Source organism: Inquilinus sp. (assembly GCF_039594555.1).
Classification (GTDB): domain Bacteria; phylum Pseudomonadota; class Alphaproteobacteria; order DSM-16000; family Inquilinaceae; genus Inquilinus.
Map to the genome: position 1 here is coordinate 1 of NZ_JBCNNF010000139.1, position 15,924 is coordinate 15,924.

General features: G+C 71.0%; 17 protein-coding genes. 10 read left to right on the forward strand and 7 right to left on the reverse strand.

The features are described from left to right. A partial coding sequence (locus ABDW35_RS16395; protein ID WP_343714968.1) for a sugar phosphate nucleotidyltransferase occupies nucleotides 1-172 on the reverse strand: 172 nt, incomplete at its 3' end. Between the two features lie 191 nt (nucleotides 173-363). Between ABDW35_RS16395 and ABDW35_RS16400 the strand changes: the two genes are divergently transcribed. The 5 genes from ABDW35_RS16400 to ABDW35_RS16420 all read left to right on the forward strand — a co-directional run bounded on the left by ABDW35_RS16400 (nucleotide 364) and on the right by ABDW35_RS16420 (nucleotide 5,608). Continuing rightward, nucleotides 364-1,314, forward strand: coding sequence for a substrate-binding domain-containing protein (locus ABDW35_RS16400; RefSeq protein ID WP_343714953.1), 951 nt, complete (start codon nucleotides 364-366; stop codon nucleotides 1,312-1,314). Nucleotides 1,315-1,372: 58 nt separating this feature from the next. After that, complete coding sequence (locus ABDW35_RS16405; RefSeq protein WP_343714954.1) at nucleotides 1,373-2,899, forward strand: sugar ABC transporter ATP-binding protein; 1,527 nt, start codon at nucleotides 1,373-1,375, stop codon at nucleotides 2,897-2,899. Between the two features lie 11 nt (nucleotides 2,900-2,910). Further along, nucleotides 2,911-3,930, forward strand: a complete 1,020-nt coding sequence (locus ABDW35_RS16410; RefSeq protein ID WP_343714955.1) for an ABC transporter permease — start codon at nucleotides 2,911-2,913, stop codon at nucleotides 3,928-3,930. A 98-nt stretch (nucleotides 3,931-4,028) separates the two neighbouring features. Beyond that, complete coding sequence (locus tag ABDW35_RS16415; RefSeq protein WP_343714956.1) at nucleotides 4,029-4,391, forward strand: YciI family protein; 363 nt, start codon at nucleotides 4,029-4,031, stop codon at nucleotides 4,389-4,391. A 2-nt stretch (nucleotides 4,392-4,393) separates the two neighbouring features. Then, a complete protein-coding gene (locus ABDW35_RS16420; RefSeq protein WP_343714957.1) occupies nucleotides 4,394-5,608 on the forward strand; it encodes a DUF6596 domain-containing protein in 1,215 nt (404 codons plus the stop codon). A 100-nt stretch (nucleotides 5,609-5,708) separates the two neighbouring features. Here ABDW35_RS16420 and ABDW35_RS16425 read toward each other — a convergent pair whose 3' ends face one another. The 5 genes from ABDW35_RS16425 to ABDW35_RS16445 are packed head-to-tail and all read right to left on the reverse strand — an operon-like array spanning nucleotide 5,709 to nucleotide 9,857. Further along, nucleotides 5,709-6,626 (reverse strand): phosphotransferase, encoded by a 918-nt coding sequence (locus tag ABDW35_RS16425; protein WP_343714958.1) that lies wholly within the window; start codon nucleotides 6,624-6,626, stop codon nucleotides 5,709-5,711. A 59-nt stretch (nucleotides 6,627-6,685) separates the two neighbouring features. Next, complete coding sequence (locus tag ABDW35_RS16430; RefSeq protein WP_343714959.1) at nucleotides 6,686-7,033, reverse strand: hypothetical protein; 348 nt, start codon at nucleotides 7,031-7,033, stop codon at nucleotides 6,686-6,688. Next, nucleotides 7,030-8,199, reverse strand: a complete 1,170-nt coding sequence (locus ABDW35_RS16435; RefSeq protein ID WP_343714960.1) for a hypothetical protein — start codon at nucleotides 8,197-8,199, stop codon at nucleotides 7,030-7,032. Before ABDW35_RS16435 ends, ABDW35_RS16430 begins: the two co-directional genes overlap by 4 nt. Further along, complete coding sequence (locus ABDW35_RS16440; protein WP_343714969.1) at nucleotides 8,196-9,443, reverse strand: tryptophan 2,3-dioxygenase family protein; 1,248 nt, start codon at nucleotides 9,441-9,443, stop codon at nucleotides 8,196-8,198. The genes ABDW35_RS16435 and ABDW35_RS16440 overlap by 4 nt, the downstream gene beginning before the upstream one ends. Nucleotides 9,444-9,452: 9 nt before the next feature. Beyond that, the gene (locus tag ABDW35_RS16445) at nucleotides 9,453-9,857 is read right to left on the reverse strand and encodes a heme-binding protein (protein ID WP_343714961.1); all 405 of its coding nucleotides are present in this window, start codon (nucleotides 9,855-9,857) and stop codon (nucleotides 9,453-9,455) included. A 212-nt stretch (nucleotides 9,858-10,069) separates the two neighbouring features. Between ABDW35_RS16445 and ABDW35_RS16450 the strand changes: the two genes are divergently transcribed. The 5 genes from ABDW35_RS16450 (at nucleotide 10,070) to ABDW35_RS16470 (ending at nucleotide 15,545) form a co-directional block, all read left to right on the forward strand. Beyond that, nucleotides 10,070-11,209, forward strand: coding sequence for an acyl-CoA dehydrogenase family protein (locus ABDW35_RS16450; RefSeq protein WP_343714962.1), 1,140 nt, complete (start codon nucleotides 10,070-10,072; stop codon nucleotides 11,207-11,209). A gap of 17 nt (nucleotides 11,210-11,226) precedes the next feature. Beyond that, nucleotides 11,227-12,294, forward strand: a complete 1,068-nt coding sequence (locus tag ABDW35_RS16455; protein WP_343714963.1) for an enoyl-CoA hydratase/isomerase family protein — start codon at nucleotides 11,227-11,229, stop codon at nucleotides 12,292-12,294. 45 nt (nucleotides 12,295-12,339) lie between these two features. Then, nucleotides 12,340-13,230, forward strand: a complete 891-nt coding sequence (gene mmsB, locus ABDW35_RS16460) for a 3-hydroxyisobutyrate dehydrogenase (protein WP_343714964.1) — start codon at nucleotides 12,340-12,342, stop codon at nucleotides 13,228-13,230. After that, nucleotides 13,223-14,302 carry an alpha/beta hydrolase-fold protein gene (locus ABDW35_RS16465; protein ID WP_343714965.1) on the forward strand — a complete coding sequence of 360 codons (1,080 nt, stop codon included), beginning with the start codon at nucleotides 13,223-13,225 and terminating at the stop codon, nucleotides 14,300-14,302. Before mmsB ends, ABDW35_RS16465 begins: the two co-directional genes overlap by 8 nt. Nucleotides 14,303-14,363: 61 nt before the next feature. Further along, on the forward strand, nucleotides 14,364-15,545 hold the full coding sequence (locus ABDW35_RS16470) for an alpha/beta hydrolase-fold protein (protein WP_343714966.1): 1,182 nt from the start codon (nucleotides 14,364-14,366) through the stop codon (nucleotides 15,543-15,545). Between the two features lie 7 nt (nucleotides 15,546-15,552). Here ABDW35_RS16470 and ABDW35_RS16475 read toward each other — a convergent pair. Further along, nucleotides 15,553-15,924, reverse strand: a 372-nt coding sequence (locus ABDW35_RS16475; RefSeq protein WP_343714967.1) for a hypothetical protein, incomplete at its 5' end; no start/stop codon positions are given.

Consider the following 15,924-nt stretch of genomic DNA (forward strand, 5'->3'; position numbering starts at 1 on the left):
CGGTCTCCTGGATCATCGTCTGGCCCGAGACCAGCGGCAGGAACTGCTTGGGATAGCCGGCCCGCGACAGCGGCCACAGCCGCGTCCCCGACCCGCCCGACAGCACCACCGGCACCATCGCCTGGCTGCCGGCTTTCGCCGCCGCCCGCTCGACCGTTTTCGCCTTCGCCATGAACCGTCTCGTTCCGCCAGATCCGTTGCCCTGCTTATCGGCCATCCGGCCCGGCCGATTCAAGCCTGCTGCCGTTCGAGCCCTCCGTTGACAGTGGCCGAATAATCATCCGACAATTCATGCTGAACAAAGAGTCGGGGATCGCGGCGCGGCACCGCCCCTGGCAGCCAAATCGCCGTGGAGGAGTGCTCATGACTGGTTCGTTGCAGCGCGCCCTGCTGGGTGCGGTCCTGGCCGTGGCTGTGGCCCTGCCGGCGGCGGCTCAGGACAAGAAGACCATCCTGACATCGGTGCCCAGCCTGGGCTTCCCGTTCTTCGTCCACATGATGAACGAGTTGAAGGCCGAGGCGCAGAAGCTGGGCGTGGCCTCGGTCGAATCCGACGGCCAGAACAGCGCGCCGAAGCAGACCGCCGATGTCGAGGCGGCGCTGGTGCAGAAGGTCGACGGCATCGTCATCAGCCCGATCGACGTCAACGCCATGGCGCCGGTGCTGAGCGAGGCTGTGGAGGCCGGGGTACCGGTCGTCACCATCGACCGCCGCGTCACCGGGGTCGACGGCATCCTGGCCCATGTCGGCGCCGACAACGTGCTGGGCGGCGAGGCCCAGGCGAAGTGGCTGATGGAGAGCTATCCGAACGGCGCCACCATTGTGAACCTGCAGGGCCAGCCGGGCGCCAGCCCGGCGATCGACCGCAACAAGGGCCTGCATAACGTCTTGGACGCGCACAAGGACAAGTACAAATTCGTGGCGGAGCAGACCGCCAACTTCGCCCGCGACCAGGGCTTGAGCGTGACCGAGACGATCCTGGCCGGGCTGCAGACGCCGCCCGACGTCATCGTCTCCGCCAATGACGACATGGCGCTCGGCGCGCTGGAGGCGGTGCGCGGCCGCAACCTGCAGGACAAGATCAAGATCATCGGCTTCGACGCGCTGCCCGAGGCGCTGGGCAGCATCCGCGACGGCGGCCTGGCCGGCACGATCGAGCAGTTCCCGGGCGGCCAGAGCCGCAAGGCCGTCGAGGTGCTGGTCGACTATCTGAAGACCGAGAAGAAGCCGGATCCGTCGCTGATCCTGCTGACGCCGATCGCCATCACCAAGGCCAATCTCGACAAGGCCGAGCGCATCGCCGAGGTGAAGTAGCCGGCCCGTCGGGTCCGCGGTGACGCGGACCCGACCGATCCCGCGCGTCGGAGACATCATGACTGAACCGCTGCTGCGCATGACCGCGATCACCAAGCGCTTCCCGGGCGTCGTCGCCCTGGACGGCGTTGGGCTGGAGGTCGCGGCCGGCGAGGTGCACGGCCTGCTGGGCGAGAACGGCGCCGGCAAGTCGACGCTGCTGAAGATCCTGTCCGGGGCGCAGGCGCCGGATGGCGGCGGCATCGTTTTCGCCGGCGAGACGGTGAGCTTCGCCGCACCCTATGAGGCGCAGCGGCGCGGCATCGTCACGATCTATCAGGAGTTCAACCTGATCCCGAGCCTGACGGTGGGGGAGAACATCCTGATCGGGCGCGAGCCGGGGCGGGCCGGGCTGGTCGACTGGAGCGCGATGCACCGGGCGGCCAAGGCGGCGCTGGACCGGATCGGCCTGGCCATCGACCCGCGCCGGCTGGTGCGCGATCTCAGCGTCGCCGAGCAGCAGATGGTCGAGATCGCCCGCGCCTTGTCGATGGAATCGCGGCTGATCGTGATGGACGAGCCGACCTCGGCGCTCAGCGCCACCGAGGTCGACCGGCTGATGGCGATCATCCGCACGCTGCGCGGCCAGGGCATCGCCGTGATCTACGTCACCCATCGCCTCGACGAGGTGATGGCGGTGTGCGACCGGATCACGGTGCTGCGCGACGGCCGGCCGGCCGGCGGCGCGAATGTCGCCGACATCACCGTCGACGACATCATCCGCATGATGGTCGGCCGTGATCTCGGCGCCCTGGCCCGGATCGAGGGCACCGCCGCCCAGGCGGGCCCGCCGGCGCTGCGGGCCGAGGGCATCGCCACCGAGCGCAGCGCGCTGAACCCGCACGCCACGGTGCTGCACGACGTGTCGCTTTCGGTCCGGCGTGGCGAGATCCTGGGCATCGCCGGGCTGGTCGGCGCCGGGCGGACCGAGCTGGCCCGCGCCATTTTCGGCGCCGATGCCCGCACCGGCGGCCGCGTGCTGGTCGAGGACAAGCCGGTCGAGATCCGCAGCCCCGCCGACGCCATCCGCCACGGCATCGGCCTGGTGCCGGAGGATCGCAAGCAGCAGGCGCTGTTCCTGTCGCTGGCAATCCGCAGCAACCTCGCCATTGCCGCCCTGGGCAAGCTGGCGGGGCTGTTCGGCTACGTGTCCGACAGCCGGGAGCGGGGGCTGGTCGAGGAGTATCGGCGGGCGCTCGGCATCCGCATGGCGGGGCCGGAGCAGCAGATCGCCAACCTGTCCGGCGGCAACCAGCAGAAGGTGGTGCTGGCGCGCTGGCTGGCGCTGCGGCCGAAGGTGCTGATCGTCGACGAGCCGACCCGCGGCATCGATGTTGCCGCCAAGGCCGAGGTGCACCAGCTGCTGGGCCGGCTGGCGCGCGAGGGCATCGCGGTCATCGCCATCTCCTCCGAGCTGCCGGAGGTGCTGGCGATCAGCGACCGCATCGTCACCATGTGCGAGGGCCGGATCACCGGCGAGCTCGGCCGGGCCGAGGCCGACGAGGAAACGCTGATGCGGCTGATGACGCGCCGCCGGGCGGCATAGGAAAGACCGAGATGGCGCAGGGCACGACACTTCCGGACCGCGGCGGCTTCGACCTGTTCGGGCTTCTGGCGCGGTTCGCGCCGCTGATCTTCCTGGTGGTGCTGATGGCCGGCTTCGCCATCGCCGAGCCGCGCTTCATCTCCACCGTCAACCTGCTGAACGTGCTGCGCCAGGTCTCGATCTACGGGCTGCTGGCGATCGGCATGACCTTCGTCATCCTGACCGCCGGCATCGACCTGTCGATCGGCGCCGTGCTGGCCTTCTGCGGCCTGGCCGCCGCGATCGTGGCCAAGGGCAGCGCTACCGGCAACTTCGCGCTCGGCAGCGAGGAGGCGCAGGGCTGGGGCTGGGGCGCCGCCGCGCTGGTCTCGATCCTGCTCGGCATGGCCGCGGGGGCGATCCAGGGCTTCGGCATCACCCGGCTGAAGGTGCCGCCCTTCGTGGTCACGCTGGGCGGCATGTCGGCCTTCCGCGGCGCCGCGCTGCTGCTGTCCGGCGGCGGGCCGATCAGCGGCTTCGACGCCGATTTCCGCTATTGGGGCCAGGGCAAGCTGCTGGAGATCCCGGTGCCGGTGCTGGTGTTCCTGGGCTTCGCCGTGCTGGCCCATCTGGTGCTGCGCTACAGCCGCTTCGGCCGCCAAGTCTACGCCGTCGGCGGCAACCCGGAGGCGGCGCGCCTGTCCGGGCTGAAGGTGCGGCGGGTGCTGCTCAGCGTCTACATCATCATGGGCTTCTTCGTCGGGCTCGGCGCCTTCGTGCTGTCGGCCCGGCTGAACTCGGCCGAGGCGGTGGCGGGGCAGGGCTATGAGCTGACCGTCATCGCCTCGGTGGTGATCGGCGGCACCAGCCTGTTCGGCGGCATCGGCACGATCTTCGGCACGGTGATCGGCACCGTGCTGATCGGCGTGCTGCTGAACGGCCTCGTGCTGCTGAACGTCTCCTCCTACATCCAGCAGATCATCATCGGCGTGATCATCGTCCTGGCCGTCGCCTTCGACACCTTCGCCAAGTCGCGCCGCCGGCGGGTGTAGCCGCCCGAAGTTTTTTCGGGGACGATGTCGAACGGCCTTCCGCCGGCCCGTCATTGGGGTGAGCGAGACGCGCTCGACCCCATGCGATGGAGACGACAATGCAGTACGCCCTGCTGTTCCAGCAGACCCCCGAGGAGTTCGCCAACCGGCGCGACCCGGAAAAGCACGCCGCCTTCTGGGCCGCCTTCATGCCCTATATGACGGCGCTGAAGGAGGCCGGCATCGTGGTCGCCGGCGCCGGGCTGGAGCCGCCCGCCACCGCCACCTCGATCCGCATCAGCGGCGGCGGGCGGCAGGTGCAGGACGGCCCCTTCGCCGACACCAAGGAGCAGCTGGCCGGCTTCTTCATCATCGAGGTGCCGAACCTGGACGTGGCGCTCGACTGGGCCGCGCGCTATCCGGGTGGCACGGGCGGCGGGGTCGAGGTGCGGCCGGTGGCGCCGCCGAAGCCGCAGCAGTGAGCATGGACACGCGCCGCGCGGTCGAGCGGGCGGCGCGTGACTCCTACGGCCGGCTGGTGACCTTTCTCGCGGCCCGGTCGCGCGACATCGCGGCGGCGGAGGACGCGCTGGCCGATGCCTTCCGCGCGGCGCTGGAGACTTGGCCGCGCGACGGCGTGCCGGACCGGCCGGAGGCCTGGCTGCTGACCGCGGCGCGGCGGCGGCTGATCGACCGCGCCCGGCATTTCCAGGTCCGGGCCGAGGTGGTGCCCGATCTCCGCATCGTGGCGGAGGAGGCCGAGGCGCTGGCCGAGGCCGACCGCTTCCCGGACGAGCGGCTGAAGCTGCTCTTCGTCTGCGCCCATCCGGCGATCGACCCGGCGATCCATACCCCGCTGATGCTGCAGACCGTGCTGGGCCTCGACGCCGCGCGCATCGCCTCGGCTTTCCTGGTCAGCCCCGCCGCCATGGGGCAGCGGCTGTCGCGCGCCAAGGTCAAGATCCGCGACGCCGGCATCGGCTTCGAGCTGCCGGAGGCGAAGGAGCTGCCGCCGCGCCTCGATGCCGTGCTGCAGGCGGTCTACGCCGCCTATGGCAGCGGCTGGGACGACGTCGCCGGCGCCGATCCGCGCCGCAAGGGGCTGGCCATGGAGGCGATCGATCTCGGCCGGATGCTGCGGCCGCTGCTGCCGGCCGAGCCGGAGGTCGAGGGGCTGCTGGCGCTGATGCTGCATTGCGAGGCGCGGCGCGAGGCGCGGCGCGGCCCGGACGGCGCCTACATCCCGCTGTCGGAACAGGATACCGCGCGATGGTCGGCGCCGATGATCGGGGAGGCGGAACGGATCCTGTCGGCCGCCGCCCAGGACCGGCGCTTCGGGCGGTTCCAGCTGGAGGCGGCGATCCAGTCGGTCCACGCCCAGCGGGCCCGGACCGGCCGCACCGACTGGGAGGCGATCGTGCTGCTGTATGAGGGGCTGGTGCGGTTGGCGCCCACGATCGGCGCCCGGGTCGGCCAGGCCGCCGCCGTGGCCGAGGCACGCGATGCCGCGGCCGGCTGGGCGCTGCTGCAGGCGATCCCGGCCGAGACCGTGGCAAGCTATCAGCCCTACTGGGCCCTGGCGGCGCATCTGCTGCGCCGGCTCCGCCGGCCGGCGGACGCGGCCTATGAGCGCGCCATCGGCCTGTGCGAGGACCCGGCGATGCGCGACTTCCTGCTGCGGCAGCGGGATCGGACGTAGGCCTCGGGAATGCCGGCGTCTTCTCGTGTTGCCTCTCCCGCCTGGCGAGAGAGGCAACGCGTTACGGCCTTGCCGCGATTTGACGTAAACTCATTCCGCTTTAGTCCCAGAGCACCATCATCTCCGCGATCCGCTGTCGGGCCGTGGCGACCACCGCGTCGGAGACGGCCGGGCGGGTCAGGAATTCGGCCCAGCTGAACAGGTCGGCCAGCGCCGCCATCCGGCGCCACTCCGCCGGCAGCGCGCCACCCGCCGCGCGGTAGCCGGCGGCGACGGCCTCGGCGACGCCGGGCCGGGAGCCGAGCGGCGGCCGCAGCAGGTTGCCGAGATCGAAGAACGGGCTGCCGGCGAAGGCGAACTCCCAGTCCAGCACGGCGGCCACGGCCCAGCCGCCCGGCTCCCGGCGGACCAGGATGTTGGTGCCGCCGAAATCGGAATGGGTCAGGCAGGGCGGGCCGGGCCAGCGGTCGAGCAGCCCGGCCTCGCGCTCGGCGAAGGCGACCAGACGTTCGGCCAGGTCGCGGCCCAGCCGGTCGCCGCCGGGCCCGTCGACCAGGGCGTGGCGCAAGAACCAGATCAGCCCGGTGGAGCCGATATCGACCGGCTGGGCCATCGTCAGCGACGCGTCGAGGAAGCCGCTGCGGTCGAAGGTCACCGCATGGATCGCCGCCAGCGCCGCGCCGACGGCCCGGGGGAGGGGCGGCAGTTCTGCATCGTCCAGCCCACGGGCGGCCTCGTCCAGCCGCTGCCCCTCGATCCAGTCCAGCAGGGCGAAGGGCAGGCCGGTCGCCGGATCGTCACCGCCGCCCAGCAGGCGAGGGGCGGGGATCCCGCGCTGGGTGGCCAGCGCGTGGATCGCCCGTTCCTTCGCCGCCTGGGCCGGATCGCGCTGGTACAGCCGCAGCACCACCGGCGGTGGACCGTCGAGGTCGAGGCGGAGATTGGTGTTGGCCAGGCCGCCCGGCAGCTCGGTCACCCGCAGCACCGCCGGCCGGCCGGGCAGGGACCGGACCAGCACCGACGTTTGGTCCGGGCTGAGGACCGCCGCCGGATAGGGTCTCGACCAGTCCTCACGCATCACAGGCCGAGCGTCGCCAGCCGGGACAGCAGGAAGGCGGCGCCGGCCAGGATCAGTAGCGCGCACAGCGCCAGGGCGACGCGCCCGGCCCAGAGCGGACGTGCCGCCGAGGCCATCACGTGCCGGAGCTGCCGGGCCCAGCGCGAGAGCCACCAGCCGCCGATCAGGATCGAGAGGCCGGCCGCGGCGAGGTAGCTCCAGAAGATCCCGTCGGCGCCCCATTCCTGGAAGATCAGCCCGGTCCGCTCCGGCGCCCCGTCATGCACGCCGGCGAAGGCGGCGTAGACCATGGCGAAGCCGACCAGGATCAGGCCGGTGGCCTTGATCGGCGTCTCCGGCCTGATCATCGCAGCGCCTGCAGCACCCGCCCGGCCATCGCCGGCATCTCCGCCAGGTCGTGATACAGGCCGAAGCCGAAGCGCAGCCGGTCGTCGCGATGGTCGACGACGATGCCGGCCGCCCGCAGCCGGTCGTCGATCGTGCCGGCTTTGTCGGTGCGGTAGGTCAGGAAATGGCCGCGGACCGGCGTGTCCATCGGCACCAGCAGCCGGCCGCGGGCGAGGTCCGGCACCCCGGCCTGGTCTAGCGCCCCGGCGAAGGCCTGCTGCAGCGCCAGCACATGGGCGTGGATCGCCGGCACGCCGATGCCTTGCGCGTCCAGCAGGTCGAGCACGGCGAGCAGGCGGTAGAGGCCGGAGGGGTCGAAGGTCGAGCCGAGGAAGCGGCTGCCGTCGACGCCATAGGGCACGCGCCCGTCCTGCGCCCCGGCCAGCGCGCCGAAGGCGGCGTACCAGCCGGTGTCGCGCGGCCGCGGGCCGTAGCCGGGCGGCACATGCAGGAAGCAGGCGCCCTCGCCGGCCATGGCGTATTTGTAGCCGCCGGCGATGTAGAAGGCGCGGCTGGCGATCGCCGACAGGTCGGTCGGCAGTGCCATGAAGCCGTGATAGCCGTCGACGGCGACCAGCGTCTCGGGATCCGGCACTGCCGCCACCAGCGCCGCCAGGTCGGGCACGGCATAGCCGGAGTTGAAGAACACCTGGCTGAAGAACACCAGGTCGTGGCCGTCGGCCCCGGCCGCCGCGGCGAAGCGGGCGGGGAAGTCGGCCGTCGGCTCCTGCGCCACGCGGGTGACCTGGACCAGCCCGTCCTCCTCCAGCCGGGCCAGTTGCCGGCGGACGCTGTGGAACTCGGAATCGGTGGTCAGCACCCGGGCCGGCCGGTCCGCCGGCAGGCAGGACAAGAGGCGCTTGACGAATTCATGCGTGTTCGGCGCGAAGGCGAGGGAGGCCGGGTCGGGCAGGGACAGGATCGCGGCGATGCGCGCCTGCAGCCGCGGCACCACGTCGCCGAACACCAGCTCCCATTTGTGGTCGGCGAGGCGAGCGGTGTCCTCGACATAGCGCAGCTGCGCCTCGTAGACCGCGTCGGGCCACAGGTGGTGGCTGTGCGCGGCGAGGTGCAGCCGCTCCGGCGCCGCGGCCAGGAAGCGGGAGAACAGCGGCTTGAAGCTCACGTCCCTGCCTCCTCGCCATAGGACAGGCCGGTTCGGCGAGTGATCTCCTCCGGCAGCGGCGGCAGGGCCGAGCGCGGGATCAGGTAGGTCGACAGGGTGAACAGGTCGCCGAACACCCGGTGCCGCTCCGCCGTGCGGGCCAGGTAGTCATGGCCGGAGGAGCCGCCGGTGCCGGTCTTCAGCCCGATCATGCGCTGCACCATCAGCGCGTGGCGATAGCGCCACAGCGTCATGGTCTCGTCGATGTCCATCAGCAGGCTCAGCAGGCCGAACGGCACCTGCAGCGCCGGCTCGTCGCGGTAGAGGGTGATGAACAGCGCCGCCTGCAGGGCGCGCCAGGACATGCGCCAGGCGCCCTGCGCCGCCTCCTCGGCATGGCGGGTCTCGTCGAACAGCGCGTCGAAGCGCGACAACGCCTTGCGCAGTGCCGCCACCTCGGCCTCCCGCGCCGTTTCGTCCAGCGTCGGATGGGCGGTCAGGTGGCCGATATCGCCCTCCAGCATCGCCACCACGGCCTGGCGGTATGCCTCGCGGAAGCGGTAGCCGCCGAGCTCGATGAAGGGCGTGCGGGCCAGCCAGGCGTCGAGCTGCTCGAACAGGCTGGGCTGGCCGGCGGCGGCCACCACTTTCTCGCGCCCCGGCGATTCCAGCCGGGTCTCGAAGGACTTGCCCTCATAGGCCAGCCGGTCGTCGGCGCGGAGGCCCAGGCGGATCTCGAGCAGCCGGAACTGCGCGCTCTGGAACCCAGAGGCCGGGCGCAGCAGGTCGCGGAAATCGAGGAAGTCGAGCGGCGTCATGGTCTCGAGCACGTCGAGCTGGTGCACGCCGAGCTTCAGGATCTCATGGATGCGGTGCAGCGCCCGGCTGGCGCGGCCGATGGCGCGGTCGTCGACCCGGTCGGCGGCGAACACGCCCTGCACGGCGTCGAGCTCGAACAGGATCTGCTTGAACCAGAGTTCGTAGGCCTGGTGCACGACGATGAACAGCATCTCGTCATGCGCCGGGCGGCCGGCCTTCTCGCTTTCGCGGTCCTGCAGGTCGAGCAGTTGGTCGAGCCGCAGATAGGATGCGTAGTGGACGCCTGGTTCGGCCATGGCGCGTCTCCCGGTGGCTGCCGGTTGCCGACCGAAGTCGACCGCGGTCCAGTGCTGATGATGACCGGAGGCTAGCGCGGCGGCGCGGGAGACGGCAAGCGGGCGCCGTGCCCGAGGTCGTCTGCACCCGTCGCGACCAAACCGACGCAGGCCGGAGACCTAGAATACGCCGATCGCGGCGTCGCCGATGGCGTGGTCGTCCTCCGCCCCAGCGCCGGCGACGCCGAGGGCGCCGACCACGGCGCCGGCCTCGCGCCAGGGGAAGCCGCCGGGCTGCACCAGGATCTCACCCAGCCCGGCCAGCTGCGCCGCCTCGGCCGGGTCGCGGGCCAGGCGCAGGGCTGGCTCGCGGGTCGGCTCGCCGAGATGCAGCGCTGCGGCGGCCCGGCGCCGGGCGATCTCCAGCACCAGGTGGCCGACGCCGTCCATCCGCGTCGCCGCGACGATGTGGCCGCCGCGGTCGACCACCACGGCCGCTATCTGCTGCTCGCGGCGGCCGGCCTCTGCCAGGGCGGCCGCCAGCACGGCCTGGGCTTCGGCGAGGGCGGGGGCGAAGTCGGGCATGACGCTCTCCGGCGGGGTCAGGACCGAGAATAGCAAACCGTGTCCCCTCTGTGTCATGCCCGGGCTTGACCCGGGCATCCAGAGATGTCGACGTCGCTCCGGGCGGCCCCTGGATCGCCGGGTCAAGCCCGGCGATGACAGGATGAGGTTCGCGAAAGAATCGTACACGAGCCCACTTGATCCGGCGCCCGGTTGCGGCCACGCTCATCTCCATGAGCTTCACGCTGAACGCCGAACAGGAAGCCATCCGTGATGCCGCGCGCGCCTTCGCCGCGGAGCAGATGGCGCCCCATGCCGCCCGCTGGGACGAAGAGCAGATCTTCCCGGTCGACACGCTGCGCCAGGCTGCCGCGTTGGGCTTCGCCGGCATCTATTGCGGCGAGGCGCATGGCGGCAGCGGCCTGACCCGGCGCGACGCCGCGATCGTGTTCGAGGAGCTGGCGGCCGCCTGCGTCTCCACCGCCGCCTATGTCTCGATCCACAACATGGTCGGCTGGATGATCGACAGCTTCGGGTCGGAGGAGCTGAAGGCGCGCTTCCTGCCGTCGATGATGACGATGGAGCGCTTCGCCAGCTACTGCCTGACCGAGCCAGGCTCCGGCTCCGACGCCGCGTCGCTGCGCACCAGGGCAGTGCGCGACGGCGACCATTATGTGCTGAACGGCACCAAGGCCTTCATCTCCGGCGGTTCGACCTCCGACATCTATGTCGTGATGGCGCGGACCGGGGAGGCGGGGCCGAAGGGCATCTCGGCCATCCTGGTCGAGAAGGGCACGCCCGGCCTGTCCTTCGGCAAGAAGGAGAAGAAGCTGGGCTGGAACAGCCAGGTCACCACCATGGTGATCTTCGAGGATTGCCGCGTGCCGGTCGCCAACCGGCTGGGCGAGGAAGGGCAGGGCTTCACCTTCGCGATGAAGGGGCTGGACGGCGGCCGGGTCAATATCGGCGCCTGCTCGCTGGGCGGCGCCCGGGCCTGCCTGGAGGCGGCGCGCGGCCACATGCTGCAGCGCAGCCAATTCGGCCGGAAGATCGCGGAATTCCAGGCGCTGCAGTTCAAGTTGGCCGACATGGCGATCGACCTGGACGCGGCCCGGCTGATGATCCATCGCGCCGCGGATTCGCTGGACCGGCGCGACCCGGACGCGACCCAGCATTGCGCCATGGCCAAGCGCTTCGCCACCGACGCCGGCTTCCGGATCTGCAACGATGCGCTGCAACTGCATGGCGGCTACGGCTACATCAAGGAGTATCCGGTGGAGCGCTTCCTGCGCGACGTCCGCGTCAACCAGATCCTGGAAGGCACCAACGAGATCATGCGCCTGATCGTGGCCCGCCGCCTGCTGGCCGAGTGAGGCCGGAAGAGACCGCGATGACCGACGAGATCCTGATCGACCGCGAGGGACCGATCGCCATCGTGACGCTGAACCGGCCGAAGGCGCTGAACGCGCTGACGCTGGCGATGTGCCGGGCGCTGCTGCCGCGGATGGCGGAGTGGGCGGCGGATCCGGACCTGCACGCGGTGGTGCTGCGCGGCGCCGGTGATCGCGCCTTCTGCGCCGGCGGCGACATCCGCGCCGTGTATGAGCACGGGCCGCAATCCGGCGTGCCGGGCGACGACCGGGACCAGGATTTCTTCTGGGTCGAGTACCGGCTGAACCACGCCATCCATCATTTCCCCAAGCCGTGGATCGCGCTGCTCGACGGCGTGACCATGGGCGGGGGCCTCGGCCTGTCGGTGCACGGCTCGCACCGTGTGACGACCGGCAAGACGCTGAGCGCCATGCCGGAATGCGGCATCGGCCTGTTCCCGGACATCGGCGGCGGCTGGTTCCTGTCGCGCTGCCCGGGCGAGGTCGGCACCTATCTGGCCCTGACCGGGGCCCGCATCGGCGCCGCCGATATGCTGTACAGCCGGATGGGCACGCATCACGTCGCCTCCGACCGGGTCGACGACCTGGTCGCGGCGCTGGCCGATGCCGAATGGATCGGGCAGGGCGGGCTGGCGGTGGAATCGGTCCTGCAGAGCTTCGCCACCGATCTCGGCGACCCGACTTTGGCGCCGCTGCGCCCGGCGATCGACCGCTGCTTCGGCCACGACACGGTCGAGGAGATCCTCGCGGCCCTGGATGCCGAACCCGGCGAATGGGCACAGGCCGCGGCGGCGCAGATGCGTGCCGGGTCGCCGACCAGCCTGAAGGTGACGCTGCGGCAGGTCCGCCAGGGCAAGACCATGATCTACGACGCGGTGGCGGCGATGGAATACCGCATGGTCCACCGCTTCCTGGCCAAGCCGGACTTCTTTGAGGGCGTCCGGGCGCAGCTGGTCGACAAGACCCGCGATCCGAAATGGCGGCCTGCGACGCTGGGCGAGGTGGACGATGCCGCCGTCGCCGCCTATTTCCAGCCGCTGCCCGGCCGCGAGCTGAGCTTCGACTGAACCAAAGACGGGACAGGCGGTCCACGCCTGGTTGAGGAGGCCCCCATGTCGCTGCGTATCGCCTTTCTCGGGCTCGGCCATATGGGCCGGCCGATGGCGCTGAACCTGGTCAAGGCCGGGCACCAGGTGACCGGCTTCGACCCAGTGGATGCGGTGCGCGAGGCCGTGGCGAAGGAGGGCATTGCCGCCAAGCCGTCGATCGCCGCCGCGGTCGACGACGCCCAGGTGGTGATCAGCATGCTGCCGACCGGCGGCCACGCCCGCGAGGCCTATCTCGGCGACCAGGGCGTCTGCGCCGGCGCGCCGGCCGGGGCGCTGCTGATCGACTGCTCGACCATCGATGTCGACAGCGCCCGGCTGATCGCGAAGGAGGCGGCGTCGCGCGGCTTCGACATGGTCGACGCCCCGGTCTCGGGCGGCACCGGCGGTGCCGCGGCCGGCACTCTGACCTTCATGGTCGGCGGGCCGGACGAGGCTTTCCACCGGGCCGAGCCGGTGCTGCAGGCGATGGGCAAGGCAGTCATCCATACCGGCGGCCCCGGCACCGGCCAGGCGGCCAAGATCTGCAACAACATGGTCCTCGGCATCTCGATGATCGCGGTGTCGGAGGCCTTCGCCTTGGCCGACAAGCTGGGGCTGGAGCGGCAGAAGCTGTTCGACGTGTCGTCGAAGAGCTCCGGCCAGTGCTGGTCGCTGACCACCTATTGCCCGGTGCCGGGGCCGGTGCCGACCTCGCCGGCGAACCGCGACTACAAGCCCGGCTTCACCGCGGCGATGATGCTGAAGGATCTGCGCCTCTCTCAGGCCGCGGCCCAGGCGGCCGGTGCCGCCACGCCGCTCGGCGCCGCGGCGGCCTCGCTCTACACCCTGTTTGTGAACGATGGCGAACAAGACACTGATTTTTCAGGAATCTTCAAGATGATCTCCGGTGAGTGAGCCGGCCGGGCTGCCGCGCGACCGGCTGACCCGGGTCGGGCCTGATCGGCGCGTCACCGTCCGGCTGGTGGCGCCGGCTGCCCGGTCGGTGACCGTCAACTTCCACCCGCTCGGCTCCGTGCCGCTGGCCCGCAACGGCGAGGGCATGTGGGAGGCGGTGCTGGGCCCGCTCGATCCCGGCCTCTACGAATACGGCTTCGACGTCGACGGCTTCGCCGCGCCCGACACCGGCACGGCGACGCCGAAGCCGCAGCGCCAGGTCAATGCCAGCCTGATCCTGGTGCCGGGCAGCATCCTCGACACCCGGCCGGTGCCGCATGGCGACCTGCGGGTGGTGACCCGGCACAGCACGGCGCTGGGGCTGGAGCGGCAGCTCCTGGTCTGGACCCCGCCGCGCTATGGCGACGGCTCGGCGCCGCTGCCCGTGCTGGTGCTTTATCACGGCTATGGCGACACGGTGTGGTCCTGGGTGCTGCAGGGCCGGGCGCCGCAGATCCTCGACAACCTGCTGGCCGAGGGCCGGATCACGCCGATGGTCGTGGTCTTCGCCGGGACCGAGGCCGACGTCCCGGGCGTGATCCCGGAGGAGTTCCCGGACGAGACCCGCCGCCGCGACTTCTACCCGCCCAACGCTGCCGCCGTGGACCGGGAGCTGATGCAGGACATCCTCCCGCATCTGGAGGCGAATTACCGGGTGCGCATGGATGCGGCGGGGCGGGCGATCGCCGGCCTGTCGCAGGGCGGCTATCAGGCGCTGGTCTCCGGCCTCGGCCATCTCGGTACCTTCGGCTGGCTGGCAACGTTCAGCGGCGTGTCGCAGGCGACGGTGCCGCATGACGGCATCACCCGGGCACTGGCCGATCCGGACCGGGTCAACGCGACGCTGCGCGACTTCAGCGTCACGCTCGGGTCGGAGGATACAGTGACCGGGGAGGATGCGCACGGCCTGCGCCGGGCTCTGGATGCGGCCGGCATCCGGTACCGCTACACCGAGTACCCGGGCCTGGCGCATGAGATGGCGGTGTGGCGGCCGTCCCTGATCGACTTCCTGCAGGTGATCTTCCGGGAGTGACCGGATTGGATCTCCTCGTTTGTAGGGCATAATTCCTGCCCAGAGACTCGGGAGGAACGCCATGCGCAGGATCTCGTCATCGATCGCCGTTCTTGTCCTGGCGTTGGGCGGTGCGCCGTCGATGGCGGCGGACCCCGGCATCCCCGCCCTGCCGCCGACCGACCAGCCGCTGCGCGACTTCGTCACCCGGGTCGAGGCCGACCGCCGCATCACCTTCCGGCTGTTCGCGCCGGAGGCGAAGGCCGTCTCGGTCGTGTTCGGCTCGATGGACCCCGCCAAGGTCAAGGCGACGCCGATGACCAAGGACGGGCGCGGCGTCTGGAGCGTCGCGGTCGGCCCGGTCGAACCCGATCTCTACGAGTACTACTTCAGCGTCGACGGCTTCCGCGCCACGGACACCGGCACCGCCGGGCCGAAGCCGCAGCGCCAAGTCAACACCAGCCTGATCCTGGTGCCGGGCAGCATCGTCGACACCAGGCCGGTGCCGCATGGCGACCTGAGGGTCGTGACCCTGTCGAGCCGGGCGCTGGGGTCCGAACGGCAGATGCTGGTGTGGACGCCGCCGGGCTATGGCGACGGATCGGCGCCGCTGCCGGTGCTGTACCTCTATCACGGCTTCGGCGACACGGTGTGGTCCTGGGTCACCCAGGGCCGGGCGCCGCAGATCCTCGACAATCTCCTGGCCGAGAAGAAGATCGTGCCGATGATCGTGGTGATCCCGGACACGGAGACCGATATCCCGGCGGCGGTGGCGGAGGATTTCCCGGGCGCGACCCGGCGCCAGACCTTCTATCCGGCGAACGCCGCCGCGGCCGACCGCGAGCTGATCGAGGACATCATCCCGTACATGGAGGCGCATTATCGGGTGCGCACCGACGCGGCCGGGCGGGCGCTGGCCGGCCTGTCGCAGGGCGGCTACCAGGCGCTGGTGTCCGGCCTCGGCCATCTCGGCACCTTCGCCTGGCTGGCGACCTTCAGCGGCGTGTCGCAGACCACGGTGCCGGACGCCGGCATCGCCAAAGCGCTCGCCGACCCGGCCAAGGTCAATGCCAGCCTGCGCGGCTTCACCGTCACGGTGGGCAGCGACGACACCATCACCGGCAAGGACATCGCCGGGCTGCGGAAGGACCTCGACGCCGCCGGCATCCGCTACGACTACAAGGAATATCCCGGCCTCTATCACGAGATGGCGGTGTGGCGCCCCTCGCTGGCCGATTTCCTGCAGACGATCTTCCGCGACTGACCGGGGATCAGAGCGAGTCGTCGACCCGTTCGACGAGGCGCCAGCAGGCCTGCCTGTCGAAGGTGTAGGTGAGCTGCAGGTCGCTGTCCGGCTTCGCCAGCCGCAGCACGGCCCGCGTCTCGCCGCGCTCGAGCCATCGTGCCTCCAGGCCCAGCGTGGCTCGTTCACTGCGGGTCGGGATCACCGGGAAGGTCAGCGCGGGCTCGGACAGCATTTGGGTCACGGGGCGCGGCTCGGGGTCCGCGGTGGCGTCGACATACTGGTCCCGCAGCGGCTGTGCGGTGAAGGCGCGCTGTACGGCGACATCGTCGATGAAGGCCTTGAGGAAGGCATCGATGTCGGTCGACGGGCAGGCCGGGCCGGCGGCTTCGGCCTGGGC

Excerpts from the sequence above, each read along its gene's own strand:
- ABDW35_RS16450 (WP_343714962.1), top strand. The coding sequence starts at position 10,070 with ATGAGCTTCACGCTGAACGCCGAACAGGAAGCCATCCGTGATGCCGCG.
- ABDW35_RS16445 (WP_343714961.1), bottom strand. The coding sequence starts at position 9,857 with ATGCCCGACTTCGCCCCCGCCCTCGCCGAAGCCCAGGCCGTGCTGGCG.
- ABDW35_RS16405 (WP_343714954.1), top strand. The coding sequence starts at position 1,373 with ATGACTGAACCGCTGCTGCGCATGACCGCGATCACCAAGCGCTTCCCG.
- ABDW35_RS16470 (WP_343714966.1), top strand. The coding sequence starts at position 14,364 with ATGCGCAGGATCTCGTCATCGATCGCCGTTCTTGTCCTGGCGTTGGGC.
- mmsB (WP_343714964.1), top strand. The coding sequence starts at position 12,340 with ATGTCGCTGCGTATCGCCTTTCTCGGGCTCGGCCATATGGGCCGGCCG.
- ABDW35_RS16410 (WP_343714955.1), top strand. The coding sequence starts at position 2,911 with ATGGCGCAGGGCACGACACTTCCGGACCGCGGCGGCTTCGACCTGTTC.
- ABDW35_RS16415 (WP_343714956.1), top strand. The coding sequence starts at position 4,029 with ATGCAGTACGCCCTGCTGTTCCAGCAGACCCCCGAGGAGTTCGCCAAC.
- ABDW35_RS16400 (WP_343714953.1), top strand. The coding sequence starts at position 364 with ATGACTGGTTCGTTGCAGCGCGCCCTGCTGGGTGCGGTCCTGGCCGTG.
- ABDW35_RS16430 (WP_343714959.1), bottom strand. The coding sequence starts at position 7,033 with ATGATCAGGCCGGAGACGCCGATCAAGGCCACCGGCCTGATCCTGGTC.
- ABDW35_RS16455 (WP_343714963.1), top strand. The coding sequence starts at position 11,227 with ATGACCGACGAGATCCTGATCGACCGCGAGGGACCGATCGCCATCGTG.
- ABDW35_RS16420 (WP_343714957.1), top strand. The coding sequence starts at position 4,394 with ATGGACACGCGCCGCGCGGTCGAGCGGGCGGCGCGTGACTCCTACGGC.